We start from the raw sequence: 21622 nt of genomic DNA, 5'->3' as shown, positions 1-21622 counted from the left end.
CCCGCTTCACGTCAATCATCCGCGTCCCCTTCCCGCTGCCGCGGCCCCGGTTCCGGCGCGAGCATCGACGACGCGAGCAGCGCCTGCGTATACGGGTGGGACGGCGCGTGCAACACGTCGAGCGTATCGCCCTCCTCGACCACGCGCCCCGCCTTCATCACGATGACCCGATGGGCCATCGCACGCATCACCGCGAGATCGTGCGTGATGAACAGATAGCTCAGTTCATACTTCTTTTGCAGATTCGTCAGCAGATTCAGCACCTGCTTCTGGATCGACACGTCGAGTGCGCTCGTCGGCTCGTCCAGCACCAGCAACTCAGGCTCCACCGCCAGCGCGCGCGCGATCGCGATGCGCTGGCGCTGGCCGCCGGAAAATTCGTGTGGATAGCGAAGCATTGCCTCGGCCGGCAGGCCGACCTCCTGCAGCAAGGCCGCGACGCGCGCGCGCCGCGCGGCGCCGGCCACCGTCGGCCGGTGCACGGCGAGCCCCTCGCCGACGATCTGCTCGACCGTCATGCGCGGCGACAGCGAGCCGAACGGATCCTGGAACACGACCTGCATGCGGCCGTACAGCGCGCGCCGGCCGCGTGTCGTGCGCAGCGACGCCAGCGGCATGCCGTCGATCTCGATGCCGCCCGACGCCGGCCGCTGCAGGCCGAGCACGGCCGCCGCCAGCGTCGATTTCCCCGACCCCGATTCGCCGACGATCCCGAGCGTCTCGCCGCGCCGCAGGCTCAGCTTCACGTCGTGCACGGCCCGGAACGCCGTCTTGCCGAACGCCGCGCGCCAACCCTTCGCCGCGATGCGGTAATCGACGGCAAGCTGCTGGACATCGAGGATCGTCCGCGCGTCGGCCGCGACCGGCTCGACCGCGCGTTGCGGCGCGCTGTCGAGCAGCCGGCGCGTGTACGCGTGCCGCGGCGCGGCGAACAGCGCGCCGGTCGTGTTCGTCTCGACGAGCACGCCCCGCTCCATCACGGCCACGCGCTGCGCGAAGCGCCGCACGAGATTCAGGTCGTGCGTGATCAGCAGCACGGCCATCCCGCGCGCGGCGGCCTCCTGCTCCTGCAGCTCGATCAGCAGGTCGACGATCTGCTGGCGCACCGTCACGTCGAGCGCCGTCGTCGGCTCGTCCGCGAGCAACAGCCGCGGCCGGCACGCGAGCGCCATCGCGATCATCGCGCGCTGCCGCTGGCCGCCCGACAACTGGTGCGGAAAACTGTCGATGCGCCGTTCCGGCTCCGGAATTCCGGTGCGCCGCAGCAGCGCGATGCCGCGCTCGCGCGCGTCGCCCGCTCGCAGCCCCTCGTGCAGCCGCAGGCTCTCGGCGATCTGCTTGCCGATCGTATACAACGGGTTGAGTGCCGTCATCGGCTCCTGGAACACCATCGCGATATCGGCGCCGCGGATGCCGCGCATCTGCTGCTCGGTCTTCGCGAGCAGATCCTCGCCGTCGAACAGCATCTGGCCCGACAGCGTCGCCTGCTGCGCGAGCCGCAGAATCGACAGCGCCGTCACGCTCTTGCCCGAGCCGGACTCGCCGACGAGCGCCACGCGCTCGCCGCGCGCGACCGCGAGGTCAAGGTCCTGCACGGCGGCTTTCGCGCCGAAGTGCGCGGAGAACTGGCGGATCTCCAACAATGGCGTCGTCATCGTTGCTCCCCGCCGAAGGCCGAGCCGCGCGCGCGCATGTCGAGCGCGTTGCGCAGCGCGTCGCCCATGAACGTGAGCAGCAGCAGCGTGACGACCAGCGCCGAGAACGCGGAGATCGAGATCCACCACGCGTCGAGGTAGTTCTTGCCTTCCTGCAGCAGCTCGCCGAGGCTCGGCGTCGGCGGCTGCACGCCGAGGCCGAGGAAGTCGAGGCTCGTCAGCGACAGGATCGCCGCGCTCATCCGGAACGGCAGGAACGTGATCACCGGCGTCAGGCTGTTCGGCAGCACGTGCCGCCACATGATCTGCCAGTTCGACAGCCCCATCGTGCGCGCGGCCTTCACGTAGTCGAGCGCGCGGTTGCGCAGGAACTCCGCGCGCACGTAGTCGGACAGCACGAGCCAGCCGAACATCGACAGCAGGATGAACAGCAGCCACAGCGACGGTTCGAAGATCGACGCGAAGATGATCAGCAGGTACAGGTCGGGCAGCGCGCTCCAGATCTCGATCAGGCGTTGCCCGACGAGATCGGTACGTCCGCCGTGGAAGCCCTGCAGCGCGCCCGTCAGCACGCCGATCGCGACGCCCGAGACCGTCAGCGCGAACGCCATCAGCACCGACAGCCGAAATCCGTACAGCAGCCGCGCGAGCACGTCGCGGCCGAACTGGTCGGTGCCGAGCCAGTTGCTCGCGGACGGCGGCGCCGGGTACGGCCGCGACGCGAAATAATCGATCGTGTCGTAGCGGTAGCGGTTCGGCGGGTAGATCGCGAAGTTGCCGTGCGACTCGATCTTCGCGCGGATGTACGGATCGAGATAGTTGGTCTTCGCCGGGAAATCGCCGCCGAACTGCGTCTCCGGATAGTCTTTCACGATCGGGAAATAGAGGTGCCCGTCATAGCGCACCACGAGCGGCCGGTCGTTCGACAATCCGTCGGCCAGCAGGCTGAGTGCGAACAGCGTGGCAAAGATCACGAGGCTCCAGTAGCCGAGCCGCTGCGCGCGAAACCGCAGCCACGTGCGTCGCCACGGCGACGGCGACGCCGCGCACGCGACGGCGGCCGGATCAGTGGTCCAGCCGGCTGAACTGGATACGGGGGTCGACGAGGACATAGCAGATATCCGCGATAAGCTTGGTCAGCAGACCGATCAGGGTGAACAGGAACAGCGAGCCGAGCACGACCGGATAGTCGCGGCGGATCACCGAGTCGTACGACAGTTGCCCCATCCCGTCGAGCGAGAACAGCGTCTCGATCAGCAGGTTGCCGTTCAGGAACGCGCCGACGAATGCCGCCGGCAGCCCGGTGAGCAGCGGAATCGCCGCATTGCGCAGCACGTGCTTCCACAATACGTCGCGCTCCGGCGCGCCCTTCGCGCGCGCGGTCAGCACGTATTGCCGGCCGATTTCCTCGAGGAACGTGTTCTTCGTGAGAATCGTGACGATCGCGAAATTGCCGACGACCGACGCGGTGACCGGCATCGCGATGTGCCACAGATAGTCGAGGATCTGGCCGATCAGCGTCAGGTCGTCGAAGTTGTCCGACGTGAGCCCGCGCATCGGGAACACCTGCCAGAACGTGCCGCCGCCGAACAGCATCAGCAGCAGCACGCCGAGCACGAAGCCCGGCACGGCGTAGCCGGTCAGCACCAGCACGCTCGTCACGGTGTCGAACCGCGAGCCGTTGCGCACCGCCTTCGCGATGCCGAGCGGCACCGACACGAGATACGTGAGAATCACCGTCCACAGCCCGAGCGTGATCGACACCGGCAACTTCGAGCGGATCACCGCCCATACGCTGCGGTGCGCGAAATAGGATTGCCCGAGGTCGAACGTCGCGTAGCTTTTCAGCATCAGCGCGTAGCGTTCGAGCGGCGGCTTGTCGAAACCGAACTGCTTGCGGATCTGCTCGATCTGCTGCGGATCGACACCCTGGCTGCCGTGGTAGCCGCCCCCGCCTCCGCCCGCGTCGCCTCCACGCGCGCTGCCGTGGCGCAACTGCGCGAGCATTTGCTCCACCGGGCCACCCGGCACGAACTGCGTGACCGCGAATGTGATCGTCACGACGCCGATCAGCGTCGGAATCATCAGCAGCAGCCGCCTCACTATGTATGCCAGCATCGTTGCTCCCCCGTCAGGCCGCCGGAGCGGGTTGTGGTCGTGCGGCCGGCTTCTTCACGTACCAGTAGTCGACGATCCAGTCCTCGTACTGATAGGAAGCCGGCACGACCGCCGGATGGCCGAGCGTCGTCTTGTATGCGATCCGCGCGTTCGGCAGGTAGTACTGCGGGACCAGCACGTACAGGTTGATCAGCACGCGGTCGAGGGCGTGCGTGGCCGTCTCGAGATCGTCGAGCGTATCTGCCGCGAGCGCCGCGCGGATCAGCGCGTCGACGGCCTTCGACTTCACGCCCGGATAGTTCTCCGAGCCGGGCTGCGAGGCGGCTGCGCTGCCGAAGCGGCGCGTCAGCTCCGCGCCGGGGATCGTCACGGGCGAGTAGATATACGTCGTCATGTCGTACTCGAAATTGTCGAGCCGCTTCTGGTGGAGCGCGCTGTCGATCTCGTGCAGGTACGCGTGGATGCCGAGCGTCGCGAGCGCCTGCGTGTACGGCAGGATCAGACGATCCATGCCGGGCTCGTCGTCGATGATCTCGATCGTCATCGGCGTGCCGTTCGCGTCGCGCAGCGCGCCGTCGCGATAGTGCCAACCGGCCTGCGCGAGCAGGTCGCGCGCTTGCCTGAGGTTCGCGCGCAGCGAGCCGGGCGGCAGCGTCGACGGCTGTTTGACCATCGGGCCGAACACCTCCGGCGGCAACGTCGACCGGAACGGCTCCAGCAATGCGAGTTCCTTCGCGCTCGGCATGCCGGATGCCGCGAACGGGCTCGCGTCCCAGAAGCTGTTGGTGCGGCGATACTGCCCGTAGAACATCATCCGGCTCATCCAGTCGAAGTCGAATGCCAGCGCGAGCGCATGCCGCACGCGTACGTCCTGGAACATCGGCTTGCGCAGGTTCATCAGGAAACCCTGCATCTGCGCGGGGCCATCCGGGAATTCACCCTTCTTCAGCAGCCCGTTGCGGAAATTCTTGCCGACGTACTTGCGCGCCCACTGCGTCGAGCTGTACTCCACCCGCGCGTCCACGTCGCCGGCCTTGAACGCCTCGAGCGCCGTGTACTGGTCGAGGTACAACTTGAACGACACGCGTGCGAAGCGGAACATCCCGCGCCGCGACGGCAGGTTCGCGGCCCAGTAGTGCGGGTTGCGCACGTACGTGATCTGCTTGTCGTTCCTGCGCTGCTCGATCAGGTACGCGCCGCTCGCGATCGGCGGCACGTTCGCGATCTGGTCGAACGGCGGCCGCGTACCGTCCGCGCGCTGCCCCCACTTCGGCGAGAACACCGGCAGGTCGCCCGCGATCAGCGCCGCGTCGCGCTCCGCGTGCTGGAATTCGAAGCGGATCGCGTGCCGGTCGATCACCACCGCGCGCTTGATGATGGAGAACTGCGCGTTGTAGATCGGCGACGCCTGCGGGCTCGTCAGCGTGTCGAACGAATACTTGACGTCCGCCGCGGTGATCGCGTCGCCGTTCGAGAAGCGCGCGGCCGGATTGATGTGGAACGTGGCCGACAGCCCGTCGGGCGCCACCTCGACGTCGTCGGCGATCAGCGCGTATTCGGACGCGAGCTCGTCCCAGCTGCGCTGCATCAGCGTGTCGAACATCAGGTTCTTGATGTCCGGCGCGGGCGAGCCGCGCACGAGGAACGGGTTCAGCGAGTCGTAGCTCTGCGCTGTGTCGTAGTTTTCGAAATTGAGCGTGCCGGTGTCCGGCGCGTCGGGATCGGCATAATCGAAATGCGCGAAATTGGTCGGGTACTTCGGCTGATCGTATTGCGCGATCGCCGACACCGCGAGCGCCGCACGTGGCATGGCGCTACCCGACACGAGCAGCACGACGCATGCGAACAGCGCCGCGCGCGGCACGCCTGTCCATCGCCATTTCAACAGTTTCATGGTCGGTCTGTCCGAAAGCGTGCGGGCGTGATGCCTGCGCGCGGTAGATGCCGGTGCAGGATGCCGCGTGCCACCTGCATCCCACTGGTTGTTCGTGCTGAAAACGCGCCTGCGAACTGCATCGCCGCACGTCCCGGTTGCAGGCCGTCGTGGCGCCAGGCGAAAAAGGGCCGCTCCAAAAAATGGGGAGGTGGACGTGGAGCGGCCGGTCTAAAGCCCATCCGTGCATCGCAATCGGCATCAGAACTTGTAGGTCGCGCCAACCTGCGCGAATCGACCGACATACGTGTACAGCGACGTGTCGTAGCCCGTCTGGTAGCTCGCGTTCATGAAAACCGGGTCGAACGGCGGCGCACGATTGAAGATGTTGTCGATGCCCGCGTAGATCGTCCAATGCTTGAAGCCGGTGTAGCTGACCATCAGGTTGAACTGGCTGTACGACGCCACGCTGTCCTGCATGTTCGGATATTGGCCCGGCGACAGGATGGCCTGGCTGTACGGTCCCGTGAACATCCACGTCAACGTCGCGTTCCATTGGTTGTGGTAGTTCCAGTTCAGACTCGTGTTGCCCTTCCAGCGCGGGAAGCTGCCGCCGAACGGCTCGTTCAGCGAACCGTTGTTGCCCGCGAAGTCGGTCGTCTCGCCGCCCACCGGCATCTTGAAGTGCCACACGTAGGCCCAGTCGCCCGACAGCGTGAAAGTACCGATCTTGGTCGACACCGATTGGCGGAAGGTGGTCTCGAAGCCGTCCGTATCGAGCGACGACAGGTTCATGTACGGCAGCACGACATACGCGATCGAACCATTCGGATTACGGATCACCTTCGACGGATCGTTCTGGTCGACCACCGTCTGGATGTCTTCCGTGCCGATCACGTTGTCGATGTGGATCTTGTACCAGTCGAAGCCGAAATCGGTATTGCGGGTGGGCGACAGCTGGAAGCCGATGTTGTAGTTCTTGGTCCGCTCCGGCTGCAGCTTGCTGTTACCGGCCTGCACTTCCTCGACGAGGTTGTATGCGTTCGGATTGTTAGGATCGTTCGAATCGACCGCGCCCTGCGCGGCGTAGGTCCTCGACGAGGTGTTTTCGATCAGCGTCGGCGCGCGGAAGCCACGGTTGTACGAACCGTACATCGTCAGCTCGCGGATCGGCTGGAAGCGCAACGCGAAGCGCGGCGAGAACGCGCCACCGAAGTCGCTGTAGTGATCGTAGCGCCCCGACTGGCTGAACGTCAGGTTCTTCAGGATGGGAATGTCGATCTGGTAGTAGACCGCCGCGACGTTGCGCTCGCCGTTGACCGATTGCAGCGACGGCTGGATGAGCGTGCCGTTCGCGTAGTCCGCGCCCGTCCCGATGTATTGGCTCTGGTGCGTGAATTGCGTACCGAGACCCAGACCGACGTTACCCGTGGGCAACGTGAACAGGTTCGGCGTCGACAGCGTCGCATCGACGGCGTCGAGCTTCGTGATGGCCTGCGTCGACGTGCTTCCGTACAGCCCGTTCAACCCGTTCGGTGTCGACGATGGATTCGCGAAGTTGAATACGCCGTTCTGGACGATATTTTCGAGCGCGGCCGCGTTGATCAGGTTCGAATAGTTGTTCGACACCGTGTTCTGCGAATGCGTGTAGGACGCCGTCCAGTCCCAGTCACCCACGCGCGGCGTGCTGAACGATCCTTTCACACCCGTCGCGGCACGCCAGAAGTTGGAGCTCGTATGCACGGCCTGCGTGGCCGGGAATGCATAAACCAGCTTGGCCGGCACGCCAAACGGGTTATACGGGTTGCTGCCCGGCACGAGGTTCGAAATCGGGTTGAGACCGCCCGTCGCCGGATCATAGGTCTGCGTGCTGTTGCCGAGGCGGCCGACGAAGTTGTTCGTGACCGTCGTATTGTTGCTTTCCCAGAGATCGGCGAACGCCTGCATCGCGTCGCTGATCTTGAAGTCAGCGTGCACCTTCGCGCTCAGGCGTTCAGTCCACGGTGACAGCGACGATGCGTACGCGGTGTTGTTTGCGCAGACCGTGCCGGGACCGTTGACCTGCGCGACGGAGGTGCCCGGCACGGCCTGACCGCCGTTCGGACACGGGCTCAGCGGCACCTTCGCGCCGGTGGCCGGATTGCGCCAGTACGACACGCTCTGGTTCGACAGGCCGCCCGGGAAATTGGAGAAATCCTGGTTCTGCGTCATGTCGCGATCGGCGATCGAGATGCCGTTCGACTTGTAGTAGCTGAGCGCCGCCGTCACGTTGAAGCGGTCGGCGTTCAGGTCGCCGAAGCCGCCGAGGATGCTGAACTTCGTCGTGCCCTGGCCGCCTTCACCGTTCGTCGCACCGCCGTAGCTGCCTCCCAGCTCGAGACCCTGGAAGTTTTTCTTCGTGATGATGTTCACCACGCCCGCGATTGCGTCGGAACCATACTGAGACACCGCGCCTGTCTTGACGATTTCGATTCGGTCGATGATGTTCAGCGGCAGCGTGTTCAGGTCGAAGAACTGATCGCTGCCGTTCACCGCGAACGCATACGGTGACACCCGCATGCCGTCGATCAGCACCAGCGTGTACTTCTCGCTGAGGCCGCGCAATGCGATGCCTGCGCCGCCCGGCGCGAAGCTGTTCGTCGTCCCTTCGCTCCAGCTGCTTGCCGAATTCGCCGAGGTGCTGCGCAGGTAGTCGGCGACGCTGGTGTGGCCGCTGTTCTCGATGTCCTTGCTCGTGATGGTCTGAACCTGGTTGAAGCCGACCTTGTCGGCCTGCCGGATCAGCGAACCCGTCACTTCGAACCGCTTGATCTGCGCGACCTTGCCCTGTCCGTTCGCGCCGGGAGCGGCCGGCGTCGCCTCGGCTGCCGCACCGGATGCCGCGGCGCCCGTGGCGGCGACAGCGCCCGCCGTACCGTTCGCCTGCGCAACGGTCACGGGTGCGCCATTCGCGACCGCATCCGCGATCGATGCGGCGCCCGGCGCCGGCTGGCTCTGGGCAAACGCCGGCGGCACCAGCGCGGCCGTCAGCGCCAGTTCCGCCCAGACTATCCTCTTGATGGCCAACGCCAATACTCTCTGCTTCATCTCGTTCCCTCTCGCTCGTAGTAAGACCCCACCTGCTGTACGCCGGAACCTTGTGAATTCCTTGCGCGTCCTGGGCGCCCGTGTAACGGAACCCGCAATAGCCACCCTTCCGACCGCCACGACTCGAACGGATCGGCCTTGGGCACCCGTTCCGCCCGGCATCACCGTTTCTTTATATTTACTTCGTCATACTTACTACATGTCATGAGCGCACTTCCTGCTGCTTCCCGTTCGACATGCGGCGCCTGCCGCCTCCGCTAGAACAGTCTCGGCGTGCCGACCCAGACGATCACCGCTTCTTCGTCGGCCGTGTTGCGCCATGCATGCGGCATCGTCGATTCGTAGTGCGCGGTATCGCCCGCGTTGAGCGTGAACGTGCAATCCTCGAGCGTCAGCGCGATCTGCCCGCGCATCACGTAGACGAATTCCTCGCCCGCATGCGTCGTTATCTCGGACGGTGACTGCCCCGCCGGCATCCTGACGAGAATCGCGTCAAGCTTGCGGCCATCCACCAGGTTCGTCAGTCTGGCGAACAGGCTGGCCGAGTTCGCGAACTGGAAGTACTGCAGCGCGTTCCCGCGGCACACCGAACGCGCTTCCGTCGGCGTGTCGATGAAGTACTGCATCGTGACGCCCAGCGCGTGCGCGATCCGGACCAGCGACGTGATCGACGGCGTCGCGCGCCCACGCTCGACCTGAGACAGGAACGGCTTCGAAATACCCGCGATCCCGGCCGTCTCGTCAAGCGTGAGCTTCAGGCGCTGGCGCAGCGCCCGGATCTTGCTGCCCAGCGATACGGCGACCAGAACCGACTCATCAGGGGGCACAGTCATGGAAGTGCGGAGCCTCGCAGTCGAAACCGGTTTGATGTCGGCCAGCCTTGGCCGATGCGATGACGCGGCCGACGCGGCGCGGCACCGTCGCCGCGCGCCCGCGAGTGTTTCGCCTATTTCATTCGCGTTACTAATCAACAACATTTCCCCTGTCTCTCTTCATGTCCGACCGTCAAGGACTTGTACTTCCATCGCGCCACGCTGCTCGTCGATTGCGTGCGCGTCGCATGCCGTCGCGGCTTTGCGTTGCGCTACCGGGACGCCACCGCCGTCCACAGCTTCGCCAGATCCGCCGACCCGTCGTTACCCTTCACCGTGCGCAGCACCTGGACCGCATGCGCCTTCTGGCCGGCCACGTAGTACGCCTCGCCGAGCCGCAGCCGCGCGGCATCGGGATGCTCGAGTCCGCCTTTCGCGATCACCTGCTCCATCATCGACAGCCCCTGCGCCGCATGGCCCGCGAACACCAGATTCATGCCGGCATCGATCGGCGCCACCGGGTTGGCGGCGTCCGCACCCGACTGCGCACGCTTGGCAGCCAGCGCCTGCAGCCGTTTCTCGCGCTCCGCCTGTGCATCCTTGCCCAGCACGCCGGACGCGAATCCCTGGTCGATCACCTGCCTGCCCTCGGCCGGCGTTCCCGCCACCAGCGCGAGCTGCGTCATCTCCATGTAGGCGTCGGCCGTCGTCAGCGAGCCCGTCGCCCTGCGCAACCGGTAGATGTCGAGGTCGAGCGACGACAGGTAACCGGGGCTGCCGCGAATGGCCGAGATCATGTCCTCCCAGTACGCGGGGCTCGGATGAAAAGCCACCAGCATGCCGAGCGCGTTGCGATAGGCAACGGCGTCCTTGCTCTTTTGCGCACAGGTCGCCAGCATCTGCAGCTGGCCCTCGTCCGGCGCGTGGCCGGCCTTCGCCTGTGCCTCCGTGCTCGCCTTCAACTGGCTCACGACCTGGCCGCAATCGTTCGACAGGTAATACGACTGCGTGAGCAGCGTGCGCATGTCCGGATCCGTGCCGCCCGCCTTCAGGTAGCGCTGGGCGACGCGGATCGCCTGCGGATAGTTCTTCTGCTGGAAGTAGATTCCCGCGAGCGCCGCCGTCGTCCGCTGCTCGTCCGCGCCCGACAGGCGCCCCGAGTTCAGCACGGTTTCGTAGGCCTGCGCGGCCACGCCGGTATCGCCGGCCGCCATCGCCGCCGCGCCGCGCGTCGCTTCCACCATGTAGGTTTCGTACGGCGTGCGGTTGGGCACGGCAGCCGCCTGCGCGATCTTGCCGAGCGCATCGCGATACTTGTGCGCGCGATACAGGTCCTGCGCCGCGGCCAGCGGCTTCGCCACGTCGGGCCGCAACGCGTCGGCCGCCCACGCCGGCCGGCCGAGCACGCAGGCCGCACCGAGCGCCGTCAGCGCCATCATCCGTTTCCATCGTCGCTGGTTCATCGGTCCGCCTGTCCCGTCATTGCATGAACTGCTCGTTTCCGATCAGGCCGATCTTCGTCGCGCCCACGCGCTGCGCGGACGCCAGTACGGCCGCCACGTCCTTGTACGGCGCCAGCTTGTTCGCCCGCAGATGGATCTCCGCCTGCACGGGCTCGTGCGCGACCGCCGTCAGCTTCGTCTCGAGTGCCGCGCGGTCCGGCACCGGCGCGCCGTTCCACGTCGTCGTACCGTCGAAGTCGATGTCGATCTGCACCACTTCCGGCGGCGTGGCGGGCGGCGGCGGGTTGCCCACCGGCAGGTCCATCTTCACCGAATGCATCTGGATCGGGATCGTAATGATCAGCATGATCAGCAGCACCAGCATCACGTCGATCAGCGGCGTGGTGTTGATGTCGACCATCACGTCCGGCTCGCCGCCGCTCCCGCCCGAAGGCACGTTCATTCCCATCGTCTGCTCCTGTCGATGCCTGATCTGATCCCATGCGTCGTCGTCAATCGGAATCGGCGCGTATGCCGTTCCCATGCAAGGCTAACCACCCCGCGCCGGCGGTTCCGTAATGAACGACACCTTCGCGATACCCGCTCGCTCGCACATCGTGACGACCCGGCCGATGAACTCGTAGCGCGTGTTCTGGTCGCCCCGTACGTGCACGCTCGGCTGCGGCTGCTGCTGCGACACACCCTTCAGCTTCGCGAGCAACGCCGACGCATCCACCCGTTGTTCGCCCCAGAAGAAATCGCCGTCGCGATTCACCGCGATCTCGACGCTCTTCGGCGTGGTCTGCAGCGGCTGCACGATCTCCTTCGGCAACTGCAGCTGGATCGTGTGCGTGACGACCGGAATCGTGATCAGGAAGATGATCAGCAACACCAGCATCACGTCGACGAGCGGCGTCGTGTTGATGTTCGCGATCACCTCGTCGCTTTCGTCCTGCCCGACGTTCATGCCCATCGCGCGCCTCCGTCAGCCGGTCAGTTCACGAGCGACGCGGCGGGCGACGGCGCGCGCACCGCGCGCTTGCTGCCGGCCAGCAGCACGGTATGCAGCTGGGCGCCGAAGTTGCGGACGCGTTCCATCACCGACTTGTTGCGCCGGACGAGGAAGTTGTAGCCAAGTACGGCAGGCACCGCGACCGCCAGGCCGATCGCCGTCATGATCAGCGCCTCGCCCACCGGGCCCGCGACCTTGTCGATCGATGCCTGGCCCGCGATCCCGATCGCCGTCAGCGCGTGATAGATCCCCCAGACCGTGCCGAACAGCCCGACGAACGGCGCGGTCGAACCGACCGTCGCCAGGAACGCGAGCCCGTCCTGCAGGCGGTTCGACACGTTCGTGATCGAGCGCTCGACGGACACGTCGATCCATGTGTTGCGGTCCACGGCTTCGAGCAGCGCCTCGTCGTGATGCTCGCCCGCCTCGATTGCCGTTTCGGCGATGAAGCGGAACGGCGACGCCTCGTCGAGCAGCTTCGCGCCCTCGGCCAGCGACGGCGCGCTCCAGAGCTGTGCGTCCGCGATTTTCGCGCGGCGGTTTGCGCGCAATTGCTCGACGAACTTCGTGATCATGATGTACCAGCTGCCCATCGACATGATCACGAGCAGGATCAGCACGAAGCGCGCGACGAAGTCGCCGTTCTTCCAGAGCGCGCCGAGCCCGTACGGATTCTCGACCGCTTCGGTCGTAGCAGGCGCCGGCGGCGGGGCCGGCTCGGCCGCGGAAGGCGCCTGCGTGGGCGCCGCGGCCTGTTGCGACGCGTCGGATGCCGCCGCGGATCCGCTCGCCTGCGCATAGGCGGGCTGCGGTGCAACGAGCCCGTCGATTGCAGCGACGGACATCAACAGGCTTGCCGCCAGCGCGGCCAGAGAACGCTTCGTCATACCCCACTCCAATTCTTTCGTTGAACTTACGATTAAGGTTCGAGCCGGTTTTCACCGGTCCGGCTCCCGCCGGACCGCCCACTGCATCAATTCAGGTTGAACGAGAACGGCACCTGCACCCGTACCGCCTGGCCTTGCGCCACGCATTTGAACCGCTTCACGGTGTTGTAGGCCGCACGATCGAGCACGGGGTCGGCCGACTGGGCCACGCGTTCGTTCGTGATGTTCCCTTCCGCATCCACGACGAACTCGATCGTCACGTCACCCGTGATGTTGTTTTCCTGCGCTTCCTTCGGGTACTGCATCGACGCGCGAATCGTGTCCGAATTCGGGCAGACGACACCTACTTCGTGACTGACCGGTTTGGCCGCCGGCGCGGGCGGTGCGATGACCGGCGCCTGCACGGCCGGTGCGGATGGCACCGGTGCCGACTGGTGCGTGATCGTCGCCTGCGGCGGCGCCTGCACCGGTACTTCCGGCGGCGGCACGAACGGCGGCGGCGGGGGCGCGAACTTCGGCGGCGGAAGCTTGACGACCGGCATCGGCGGGGGCGGCGGCGGCTTCACCGGCTCGATGATGCGGGTTTCGATCGGATGCTGGATCACCTGCACGACTTTCGTCGCGAGGCCGTTGAGCAATGCGTAGATCAGCACTGCATGCAACAGGAGGACGACTGCGATGCCGCCGAAACGGCGCACCGGATTCTGCTGCTTCTTGCCGAATTCCCGCGGACGGCCGAGCGTGGCCAGTCCGCTGTTCGAAGCAACCAGATGCTCTTCGACTTTCATGCCCACTATCCATCCCCCCAAGCGAATCGCCCAGTTTCGCGATGATGGCCGGCGCCGGAACCGGTCGGTTCCGCCTCCGCCTCAACCCGAAATTTCATTTTCAATGCAATTAGTAATCCGAATCGAAAGCATCGATTTCGGATCCGAATTCATTCAATTTCAAGGAATCGTTTCAACCACCGCGGGATAGCCGCCCTATCCGGCGTCCGCCCCGCACCAGCGCGTTCAGGCAATTGTCAGCTTCGTCGGCGCAGGCACGTTCTCGTATGACGATTGAATCTTCGTTACACGCCGACGTCAGCCAGGCCGTTCGTCTTGGGTGCAGAAGATAGCAAGGAAAAAATTTGGGCGTCAAACTTTATTTGATACCCAAATACAAAGTTTGGAGGCCTTACTCGAATAACAAGTTAGTAAGCTTCAACAAACATTTTCCATTAATTCGGTAATTATTTTGTAGGCTGTCGCACTAATTCAGTGCCTCTCATAAATAATCACCGATTTAGTGCGGCGCACTGCATTGGCGCGTCTGGAATGAGCGCCGCCGGATGCGTCTGGTTGTCTCATGCAAGGATGGAAGCCGATTGACCGTTGTCACGCGGAGCCAGGGCCCGTTGACGCGATATTCCGAGGATTTGCCCGCCGCATTTTTGCAAAGGATTCCAAATTAAAATAAGCAAACCTTCCTACTGGCATGGTTGAAATAATCGTCTGCACAACGAACCTATTTTCCGAAACCGGGTACCGCTGCGCCAGCGTGAATTCGTTGCCCGCCCCTCTGCGCGCACGGGCATCTCCACTTCACCGGGCCCGGTGGGAAAAATGCCCGCGCATGCGTCATCGATGCACGGCCGGCATCGCTCAGGACAGCATCATCCCCTGCATACGATGCGAGAAATGCGCGCGCTCGGCCGTCTCCATCAGCGCCAGGAATTCGTCCTGCATCATGTGGATCAGCGCTTCGTGGTCGCCGGCCTCGAAATAGACTTCCGGCTGCTGCGCGAGGTGTTCCTCGAGGAACGTCTTCATCCCGTACGCCATGCACACGGGCGGCAGCGCGCCCATGTCGCAATCCTTGAACAGGTCGCGCAATTCGACCTCCCGGGCGAGCACGAGATGGCGTCCCGTCTTCACCCAGAGATCCGACAGACGCACGGCGTGCGTCGTCGGCAACACGGCGGCGACGTAGCCCTCGGCGTCCTCGAGGAGCACCGTTTTCGCGAGACGATCGCCGGGAATGTGCGCGGCGGCGGCCGTCTCCATGCTCGTATGGCTATAGGGGTGGTACACGACTTCGTACCGCGATGACTTCTGGCGCAGGCAATCCTGCAGGGTGGCTGAGACCGGCATGGCACACCTCGTCTGGGCGAATCGGGCGAACGGCGTTCGCTCCGGATTCGTTCAGCATAGGTCGCATTCCGGCCCAATGGAAACACCCCTCGCACGCCCCCCGCCCCCGGGCCGGCGCCTATCGTTTTCACCCGCTCCCCTGCCTTCGCCGGCATGCGAAATCCGGACCCGGCATAGGCCGGCGCCTCCTCGTTTCCTGTAGACGAATTCCACGCGGATCGGCCGTGGACGCGAAGCGCCCGGCAATTCGCCGATGTCTGGAAGCTCGACCGTTAGTTGCGTTTTTAAGGAAGCCAGCGGGATATCGGCCGGGATGCGCGGGTCATGAAGCGCCCCCGCCCAATGCCCGCCATCCCGCCGGCAAACCACGCCGCCAAGGGCTTTCCCGCTGCCCTATACTGACCTGGCCGCCCACTATCCGAGGCGGAAACCGATTCCTGGAGCGATCATGCATTACCAGTTGATCTACGAACTCGTCGACGATTACCTGTCGCGCCGCGAACCGCTTCGTGCGGAGCATCTCGCGCTCGCGCAGGCGGCGACCGAGCGCGGCGAACTCGTGCTCGCCGGTGCGCTGGCCGACCCGGCCGACCAGGCCGTGCTCGTGTTCGAAGGCGATTCGCCGGAAGCGGCCGAATCGTTCGCGCGCGCCGATCCGTACGTGCAGAACGGCCTCGTGAAATCGTGGCGCGTGCGGCCGTGGCGCGTCGTGGTCGGCAAGCACGCGCCGCGTCCGGCGTGACGCCGCCCTACAGCCACCCCGCCCGCTTGAAACGCCACCACAGCGCGAGGTCGGCGGCGGCCATCACCGCGATGCAGCCGTAGAACCCGTATTTCAGGTGCAGTTCGGGCATGTTCGCGAAGTTCATCCCGTAGATGCCGGCGATCATCGTCGGTATCGCGAACAGCGCGGCGAACGAGCCGAGCCGCTTGGTCACCTCGTTCTCCGCGAGCGAAATCATTCCGAGGTTGACCTGGATCGCCGTGACGACCATCTCGCGCCGCCCTTCGATCGTTTTCACGATCCGCTGCAAATGGTCGTACACATCGCGGAAGTAGGCCGCCATCCCGCTGCAGACTTGCGGAACACGCCCGCCGGTGAGCTTCGCGAGCGGCTCCATCAGCGGCGCCGTGTGCTGGTACAGCAGCACGAGCCGGCGTTTCAGCGAATAGAGATCCTCGATGATCGCGCGCGACGACGCCGGCGTGGCCTTCGCGAAGATGCGGTCCTCGAGTTCCTCGAGTTCGGTGCCGAGCGTTTCGAGGATCGGGAAATACCGGTCGACGACCTGGTCCATCAACGCGTAGAACACGAACGCCGACCCCTCCCGCAGCAGATGCGGCTCCCGCTCGCAACGCTTGCGCACGTCGCGGAAATCGTGCTCGGTATGGTTGCGGATCGACAGCACGTAATTCGGGCCGACGAACACGTTCAATTCGCCGACCTTGAATTCGCCGTCCTCGTCGAGTTCGACCGTATGCAGCACCGCGAACAGCGAATCGCCGTATTCCTCGATCTTCGGCCGCTGATGGCCCTTGCGCGCATCCTCGAGCGCCAGCTCGTGCAACCCGAATTCCTCGCCCATCAGGTCGATTTCCTCGGGCGTCGGATCCTTCAGCGCGACCCATACGAAGCATTCGGGCTTCGACACGTAATCGCTGATGGCGTCGATGTCGATATCGGCCAGCTTGCGGCCGTCCTGGTAAGCAGCACAGTTGATCAGCATGTTGTTCACGATATTGCGGTTTGCGCATCAGTTTACCGGTTTGCTGCACGGACGGGCCCGCTTGCGCGGCACGCCGATATTGGTCATGATCGGGCTGCGTGCACCGCAGCACGCGCCCCGGGCGCTTCGACAGGCTCGCCGGGCCTGCATTGCGCACTGCACAACGGCCGCGCGCCCCAACCGTCAAGGAGACAGACCTATGTGGTATTTCTCGTGGATACTCGGCATCGGCGTGGCGCTCGGCTTCGGCATCATCAACGCGATGTGGCTGGAAGCGGAAGTGTTCTCGCGCGGCGACAAGCGCGGCGACACGTCCGGCCAGCGGTCGGGGAGCCGGCATTCGTGACGCACCTGGTGTTCTTCTGCGGTCACGCCGGCACCGGCAAGACCACGCTTGCGAAGCGGCTCATCGGGCCGCTGATGCGCGCGACCGGCCAAGCGTTCTGCCTGCTCGACAAGGACACGCTGTACGGCCGCTACAGTGCGGCCGCGATGGGGGCGCTCACCGACGATCCGAACGACCGCGACAGCCCGCTCTACCTGAAGCACCTTCGCGATGCCGAATACCAGGGCCTGCTCGACACGGCCCGTGAAAATCTCGCGCTCGGCATCGGCGCGCTCGTCGTCGGCCCGCTGTCGCGCGAAGTGCGCGACCGGCGCATCCTCGATCGCGCGTGGCTCGGCATCGCGCCGGACGTCACGCTGACGGTCGTCTGGGTCCATACGTCGGAAGACGTCGCGCACCAGCGGATCGTCGCGCGTGCGAACCCGAACGATGCGTACAAGCTCGCGCACTGGGACGAATACCGGCAGCGCCGCTTCGTGCCGACTGGCCGCGAATGCGACGGCATCGTGATGTTCGACAACACCGCGCCGTCCGACGCGGACATCGACGCGCTGCTGTACCGCATCGTGCCGCCGCCGCAACCGGCGACGATGGTCCCGCCGCTGCCGGCCTGATCGCGCGCCCCCGGCGCCCTTCCTCTTCTCGCCCAAAAAACAACGCCGGAAGCGCTGCTGCGCTCCCGGCGTCGTACGGCCCTCGTGCCAGTGTCTGGCGAATCGTCTGGTAACTACTGTCTGGCAACCGCGGTCAGGCAACCGCGTGCATGCGCTCCATCGTGCCGCCGTCGTAAAGCTTGCCGAAACGATTCGACAGGAACGCCTTCAGCGACACCTTCTCCTGCGGGATGAAACCGCTCTGCGGCAGCTTCTTTTCGCGGAACAGATCCAGCACCGCGCACATCGCGCCGGCCGTCGTGATCTGGATCGCGCTCATGTGCATCCCGCACACGTCCTTCGCGAAGATCTTGCGCGTGAACACGTCCTGAACCAGTTGGCCGTCCTTCACGCCCGTCACCGTGACGAACACGAGCACGACGTCCTGCTTCGTCGACGGCACCGCGCGGCGCATGATCGACTTCAGCGTGTCGCGGTCGGTCGACAGGCGCAGGTCTTCCAGCAGGAACTGGACGAGTTCGCGGTGGCCCGGGTAGCGCACCGACTTGTAGTCGAGCGTCTCGACCTTGCCCGACAGCGTCTCGCACAGCGTGCCGAGGCCGCCCGACGTGTTGAACGCTTCGTATTCGGTGCCGTCGAGCGAGAAGTGTTCGAGGCCTTCGAGCGGCTGCACCCACTGCTTGCGGCCGTCGCGGATCGCTTCGCACGGCTGGCAGTATTCGTTGATCAGGCCGTCGACGCTCCACGTCAGGTTGTACTTCAGCGCGTTGGTCGGATATTCGGGCAGCGCGCCGACGCGCATCTTCACGTCGCGCACTTCGCTGAAGCCGTTCACGAGTTCGTGCGCGGCGATGCCGATGAAGCCCGGCGCGAGGCCGCATTGCGGCATGAACGCGCGGTCGGAGCCGTCGGCCAGTTCGCGGATCGCATGGGTGGCGCGCACGTCTTCGGTCAGGTCGAAGTAATGAACGCCGGCCGCCTTCGCGGCCGCGGCCACGTTGACCGCGAGGTAGTAAGGCAGCGCGTTGACGAGCGCATCGAAGCCCTTCACCGCTTCGCGAATCGCGTTCGCGTCGGCCGAATCGACCCGTTGCGTCGCGATGCCTTCGCGCGACAGCTTCGCGAGCGCATCCGCGTCGCGGTCGAACGCGACGACTTCGTAGTCGCCGGTTTCGCGCAGCATGTGAGCAATGGTGTGGCCGATCAGACCTGCGCCGACGATGGCGATTTTCATGCGCTTATCTCCTGATGATGGGTTTGGTGTTGTGAACGGCGTTGAGCCAATGAACACAGTGTAGGGACGCGCAAAATCAGTTCCAAGACGAAGAATGATGCGAAACGACCGATAATTTCGACGTTATGACGATAAATTTCGTCGAAACGACCGATTCACATAAAAATCGCGTATAGCAGATGTCGCACGCCGGCCGTTGGCGGCCGCGCATTGCGAGGATGAAGACGACGCACGGCGTCGCACCGGACGCACGAACCGCACATGCATCGGGTACGACACGCCGGTCGAAGCTGAATACGAAAGGAGATTCTGGAAAGAAGCGCGCGAGGCGCGAAAGGACAACGGCGGGGGCCCGTGACGATCACGAAGGACAGCGAAGGCCGATACGAATGCGTGCGGGCAGGTACCTCGACTTCAATCCGGGCAGCCGTGACGCAGCGACGCCCGCGCGGCGCCGCATCCAACAGGTCAGCCGCCGATCGTTCCGCGATCGATCTTGCGCGACAGGATGATCGACGTCGTCGTGCGCTCGACGCCTTCGAGCGTGCCGATCTGGTCGAGCAGGTCGTTGAGCCGCTCCGGCGAATCGGCGCGCAGCCACGCGACGTAGTCGTACTCGCCGCTCACCGCGCACAGCAGCTGGACTTCCGGCATCCGGTCGAGCTTGCGCAATACGTCCTTGCCGAACTTCGGCGTGAGGATGATGCCGACGTACGCATAGATACTCGCGTCGAGCACGTCCTGCCCGAGTCGCACGCTGTACCCGGCGATCACGTTGGTGCGTTCGAGCCGCGCGATGCGCGCGACGACCGTCGTGCGCGCCACGTCGAGCTGGCGCGCGAGATCGGCGACGCTGGCGCGCGCATCGGCTTGCAGCAGCGCGACGAGTTGCCGGTCGAGATCGTCGAGTTGGTCGAGACGGGGTGGACGCATGACGCTGAGCCGGCGCGCGATGTGCCGGCGGAGTGGAAAGTGACGCGATGATAGCGCCGAACGCCGGCGCGCCCAACCGGCATCGCCCGGATTCGCACCTTCGATTTCGATTCGTATCGGATGTAAGCAAGTGTCGCATTCACTGCCGCGCGGCAGGCAACGTGCTACTAATAACGGGCGACGCGAGAGGCGCGCTGGCGGCGATGGCCGCCGCGCCCGCTCGCCAGACACCACCCCGGAGAGCCAACCATGAAGAAAATCTCGCTCACCCTCGCTACGCTCGCCGTTGCAGCCAGCGCCTTCGCGCAAACCCCGGCACAGCCGCAAGCGCCGGCAACGACGGCCGCGGCGTCGGCGCCGAGCGCCGAGCAGCGCGCGGCGCGCCACGAAGCGCGCATCGAGCAGCGCATCAAGTACCTGCACGACCAGTTGAAGATCACGTCGGCGCAGGAGCCGCAATGGAAGACGTTCGCCGACACGATGCGCGACAACGGCGCAACGATGGGCCGCCTCTACAGCGAACGGATGGCCAAACACGACGTGTCCGCGATCGACGACATGAAGCAGTACGCGGAACTGTCGCAGGCGAACGCCGACGGCGCGAAGAAGCTCGCCGACGCATTCGCGCCGCTCTACGAGAGCTTCCCGGCCGAGCAGAAGGCGCTGGCCGACACGACGTTCCGCAGTTGGCTGCACCACGGCGGCGAGCACCGCGGCAAGGGCAAGACGAAGGGCAAGGAAGGCAACGCAGCCGCCGCGCCGGCCGCGAGCGCGCAGCCCTGACACCTTCCCCGCCGGCGCCGTGCCGGCCCACCCGGGCCGAACGGCGCCGCGCGTCGATCGGCGACCGGCGCGTCACACGGCGCGCCGAATTCGGGATAAGCTCCCGGCTTTTCCCGCTTTCCCGCCCCTCCCCGCCATGCTCGAACTCAAGCAACTCGATCTGCGTACCGATCCGCAGGCCCGTCGCGTCGTCAAGGACGAAACCGTCGCCGTGTCCTTCGCGGACGCCGACGGCGAACTGATGAGCCTCGAAGGCCCGAACCGTTATGTGACGGGCGACGCATTGATCACCGGCTCGACCGGCGACCGCTGGGTCGTGTCGCGCGCACGTTTCGACGCCAAATACCTGCCCGCCGATCCGGCGCTCGCGCACGGCACGCCGGGCGCCTACCGCAACCGGCCGGCCGTCGTGCTCGCGCGCCGGATGGACGAGCCGTTCACGATCGCCCGCTCGGAAAACGGCGACACGCTGCGCGGCGTCGCCGGCGACTGGGTGATGCAATACGCGCCGGGAGACTACGGCGTCGTGCAGGCGCAGCGCTTCGCGCAGGTCTACCGCGACGCGTGACGCACCGCGCCGGCCCGCGGCCGGCGCCGCCGCTCACGCAAAGTCTTCGTCGAGTTCGAGTTCCGCGTCGCGCTCGACGGCCTCGCCGGCCGCGTGCCGCTCTTCGAGCGAGCCGAGCATCGCTTCCGTATACGCATGCAGCACCGCATGGCTGCGCGCGCGCTGCATCGGTTTGAGCGCCAGGTAGCGCGCGAGCGCGGCCGGCACGATCCGGATGTCCAGCGTCATCCGCTTCGGCGTCGCGCCGAAACGCATCGCGAGCCACTGCACGGACAGGAATCGCCCGCGTTCGTCGCTGTTTTCGACAAAGCGCGTCTGCTCCGGAAAGAGTTCGCAGATCACGCGCGCAAGCGCGTCGAATTCCGCGCTCGGGCATTCGATCAGATAGTCGTCCAT

General features: G+C 65.4%; 21 protein-coding genes. 5 read left to right on the top strand and 16 right to left on the bottom strand.

Translation table 11 applies throughout. The annotated features are described in order from the left end of the window. Nucleotides 1-11 precede the first annotated feature (11 nt). The 12 genes from KPB06_RS16030 to KPB06_RS15975 all read right to left on the bottom strand — a co-directional run bounded on the left by KPB06_RS16030 (nt 12) and on the right by KPB06_RS15975 (nt 15021). A complete protein-coding gene (locus KPB06_RS16030) occupies nt 12-1655 on the bottom strand; it encodes an ABC transporter ATP-binding protein (RefSeq protein ID WP_059583403.1) in 1644 nt (547 codons plus the stop codon). Beyond that, on the bottom strand, nt 1652-2767 hold the full coding sequence (locus tag KPB06_RS16025; RefSeq protein ID WP_059583404.1) for an ABC transporter permease: 1116 nt from the start codon (nt 2765-2767) through the stop codon (nt 1652-1654). Before KPB06_RS16025 ends, KPB06_RS16030 begins: the two co-directional genes overlap by 4 nt. Beyond that, nucleotides 2721-3773, bottom strand: coding sequence for a microcin C ABC transporter permease YejB (locus KPB06_RS16020; RefSeq protein WP_059583406.1), 1053 nt, complete (start codon nt 3771-3773; stop codon nt 2721-2723). The genes KPB06_RS16025 and KPB06_RS16020 overlap by 47 nt, the downstream gene beginning before the upstream one ends. Before the next feature lie 13 nt (nt 3774-3786). Continuing rightward, entirely contained in the window at nt 3787-5667 is a 1881-nt protein-coding gene (locus KPB06_RS16015; RefSeq protein ID WP_089464772.1) for an extracellular solute-binding protein, read from the bottom strand. A gap of 240 nt (nt 5668-5907) precedes the next feature. Then, the gene (locus tag KPB06_RS16010) at nt 5908-8733 is read right to left on the bottom strand and encodes a TonB-dependent receptor (protein ID WP_059583409.1); all 2826 of its coding nucleotides are present in this window, start codon (nt 8731-8733) and stop codon (nt 5908-5910) included. A 257-nt stretch (nt 8734-8990) separates the two neighbouring features. Beyond that, nucleotides 8991-9566: a helix-turn-helix domain-containing protein gene (locus tag KPB06_RS16005; RefSeq protein WP_059583412.1), complete on the bottom strand. Its 576-nt coding sequence runs from the start codon at nt 9564-9566 to the stop codon at nt 8991-8993. A gap of 251 nt (nt 9567-9817) precedes the next feature. Beyond that, nucleotides 9818-11008, bottom strand: a complete 1191-nt coding sequence (locus tag KPB06_RS16000) for a tetratricopeptide repeat protein (RefSeq protein ID WP_059583413.1) — start codon at nt 11006-11008, stop codon at nt 9818-9820. Nucleotides 11009-11024: 16 nt separating this feature from the next. Beyond that, nucleotides 11025-11456, bottom strand: a complete 432-nt coding sequence (locus KPB06_RS15995; RefSeq protein WP_059583519.1) for an ExbD/TolR family protein — start codon at nt 11454-11456, stop codon at nt 11025-11027. A gap of 81 nt (nt 11457-11537) precedes the next feature. Continuing rightward, the gene (locus KPB06_RS15990; protein ID WP_059583415.1) at nt 11538-11960 is read right to left on the bottom strand and encodes an ExbD/TolR family protein; all 423 of its coding nucleotides are present in this window, start codon (nt 11958-11960) and stop codon (nt 11538-11540) included. Nucleotides 11961-11980: 20 nt separating this feature from the next. After that, the gene (locus KPB06_RS15985) at nt 11981-12886 is read right to left on the bottom strand and encodes a MotA/TolQ/ExbB proton channel family protein (RefSeq protein ID WP_059583417.1); all 906 of its coding nucleotides are present in this window, start codon (nt 12884-12886) and stop codon (nt 11981-11983) included. Between the two features lie 86 nt (nt 12887-12972). After that, entirely contained in the window at nt 12973-13674 is a 702-nt protein-coding gene (locus KPB06_RS15980) for an energy transducer TonB (RefSeq protein ID WP_059583418.1), read from the bottom strand. 858 nt (nt 13675-14532) lie between these two features. Further along, a complete protein-coding gene (locus tag KPB06_RS15975) occupies nt 14533-15021 on the bottom strand; it encodes an aminoacyl-tRNA deacylase (protein ID WP_059583420.1) in 489 nt (162 codons plus the stop codon). A 448-nt stretch (nt 15022-15469) separates the two neighbouring features. Here KPB06_RS15975 and KPB06_RS15970 point away from each other — a divergent pair, with 448 nt between their 5' ends. Further along, nucleotides 15470-15763: a YciI-like protein gene (locus tag KPB06_RS15970; RefSeq protein WP_059583421.1), complete on the top strand. Its 294-nt coding sequence runs from the start codon at nt 15470-15472 to the stop codon at nt 15761-15763. A gap of 7 nt (nt 15764-15770) precedes the next feature. Here the strand turns inward: KPB06_RS15970 and corA are convergent, their stop codons facing one another. After that, nucleotides 15771-16748 (bottom strand): magnesium/cobalt transporter CorA, encoded by a 978-nt coding sequence (gene corA / locus KPB06_RS15965; protein ID WP_059583422.1) that lies wholly within the window; start codon nt 16746-16748, stop codon nt 15771-15773. A gap of 199 nt (nt 16749-16947) precedes the next feature. On the opposite strand from corA, the gene cydX reads away from it, so the two are divergent. Both cydX and KPB06_RS15955 read left to right on the top strand, forming a co-directional pair. Next, a complete protein-coding gene (cydX, locus tag KPB06_RS15960; protein WP_063892434.1) occupies nt 16948-17094 on the top strand; it encodes a cytochrome bd-I oxidase subunit CydX in 147 nt (48 codons plus the stop codon). Then, entirely contained in the window at nt 17091-17708 is a 618-nt protein-coding gene (locus KPB06_RS15955) for a P-loop nucleotide/nucleoside kinase family protein (protein WP_059583424.1), read from the top strand. Before cydX ends, KPB06_RS15955 begins: the two co-directional genes overlap by 4 nt. A 133-nt stretch (nt 17709-17841) precedes the next feature. On the opposite strand, the gene KPB06_RS15950 is transcribed toward KPB06_RS15955, so the two are convergent. Both KPB06_RS15950 and KPB06_RS15945 read right to left on the bottom strand, forming a co-directional pair. Continuing rightward, entirely contained in the window at nt 17842-18942 is a 1101-nt protein-coding gene (locus KPB06_RS15950) for a saccharopine dehydrogenase family protein (protein WP_059583425.1), read from the bottom strand. 468 nt (nt 18943-19410) lie between these two features. Continuing rightward, complete coding sequence (locus KPB06_RS15945) at nt 19411-19875, bottom strand: Lrp/AsnC family transcriptional regulator (RefSeq protein ID WP_006481526.1); 465 nt, start codon at nt 19873-19875, stop codon at nt 19411-19413. Nucleotides 19876-20124: 249 nt separating this feature from the next. Between KPB06_RS15945 and KPB06_RS15940 the strand changes: the two genes are divergently transcribed. Both KPB06_RS15940 and KPB06_RS15935 read left to right on the top strand, forming a co-directional pair. After that, nucleotides 20125-20658, top strand: coding sequence for a Spy/CpxP family protein refolding chaperone (locus KPB06_RS15940; RefSeq protein WP_059583427.1), 534 nt, complete (start codon nt 20125-20127; stop codon nt 20656-20658). 136 nt (nt 20659-20794) lie between these two features. Next, on the top strand, nt 20795-21226 hold the full coding sequence (locus KPB06_RS15935; protein ID WP_059583428.1) for a PGDYG domain-containing protein: 432 nt from the start codon (nt 20795-20797) through the stop codon (nt 21224-21226). 33 nt (nt 21227-21259) lie between these two features. On the opposite strand, the gene KPB06_RS15930 is transcribed toward KPB06_RS15935, so the two are convergent. Continuing rightward, nucleotides 21260-21622 (bottom strand): DUF3022 domain-containing protein, encoded by a 363-nt coding sequence (locus KPB06_RS15930; RefSeq protein ID WP_059583430.1) that lies wholly within the window; start codon nt 21620-21622, stop codon nt 21260-21262.

The organism is Burkholderia semiarida (genome assembly GCF_029268935.1).
GTDB classification, from domain to species: Bacteria; Pseudomonadota; Gammaproteobacteria; order Burkholderiales; family Burkholderiaceae; genus Burkholderia; species Burkholderia semiarida.
This window is presented reverse-complemented; position numbering and strand designations above follow the sequence as displayed.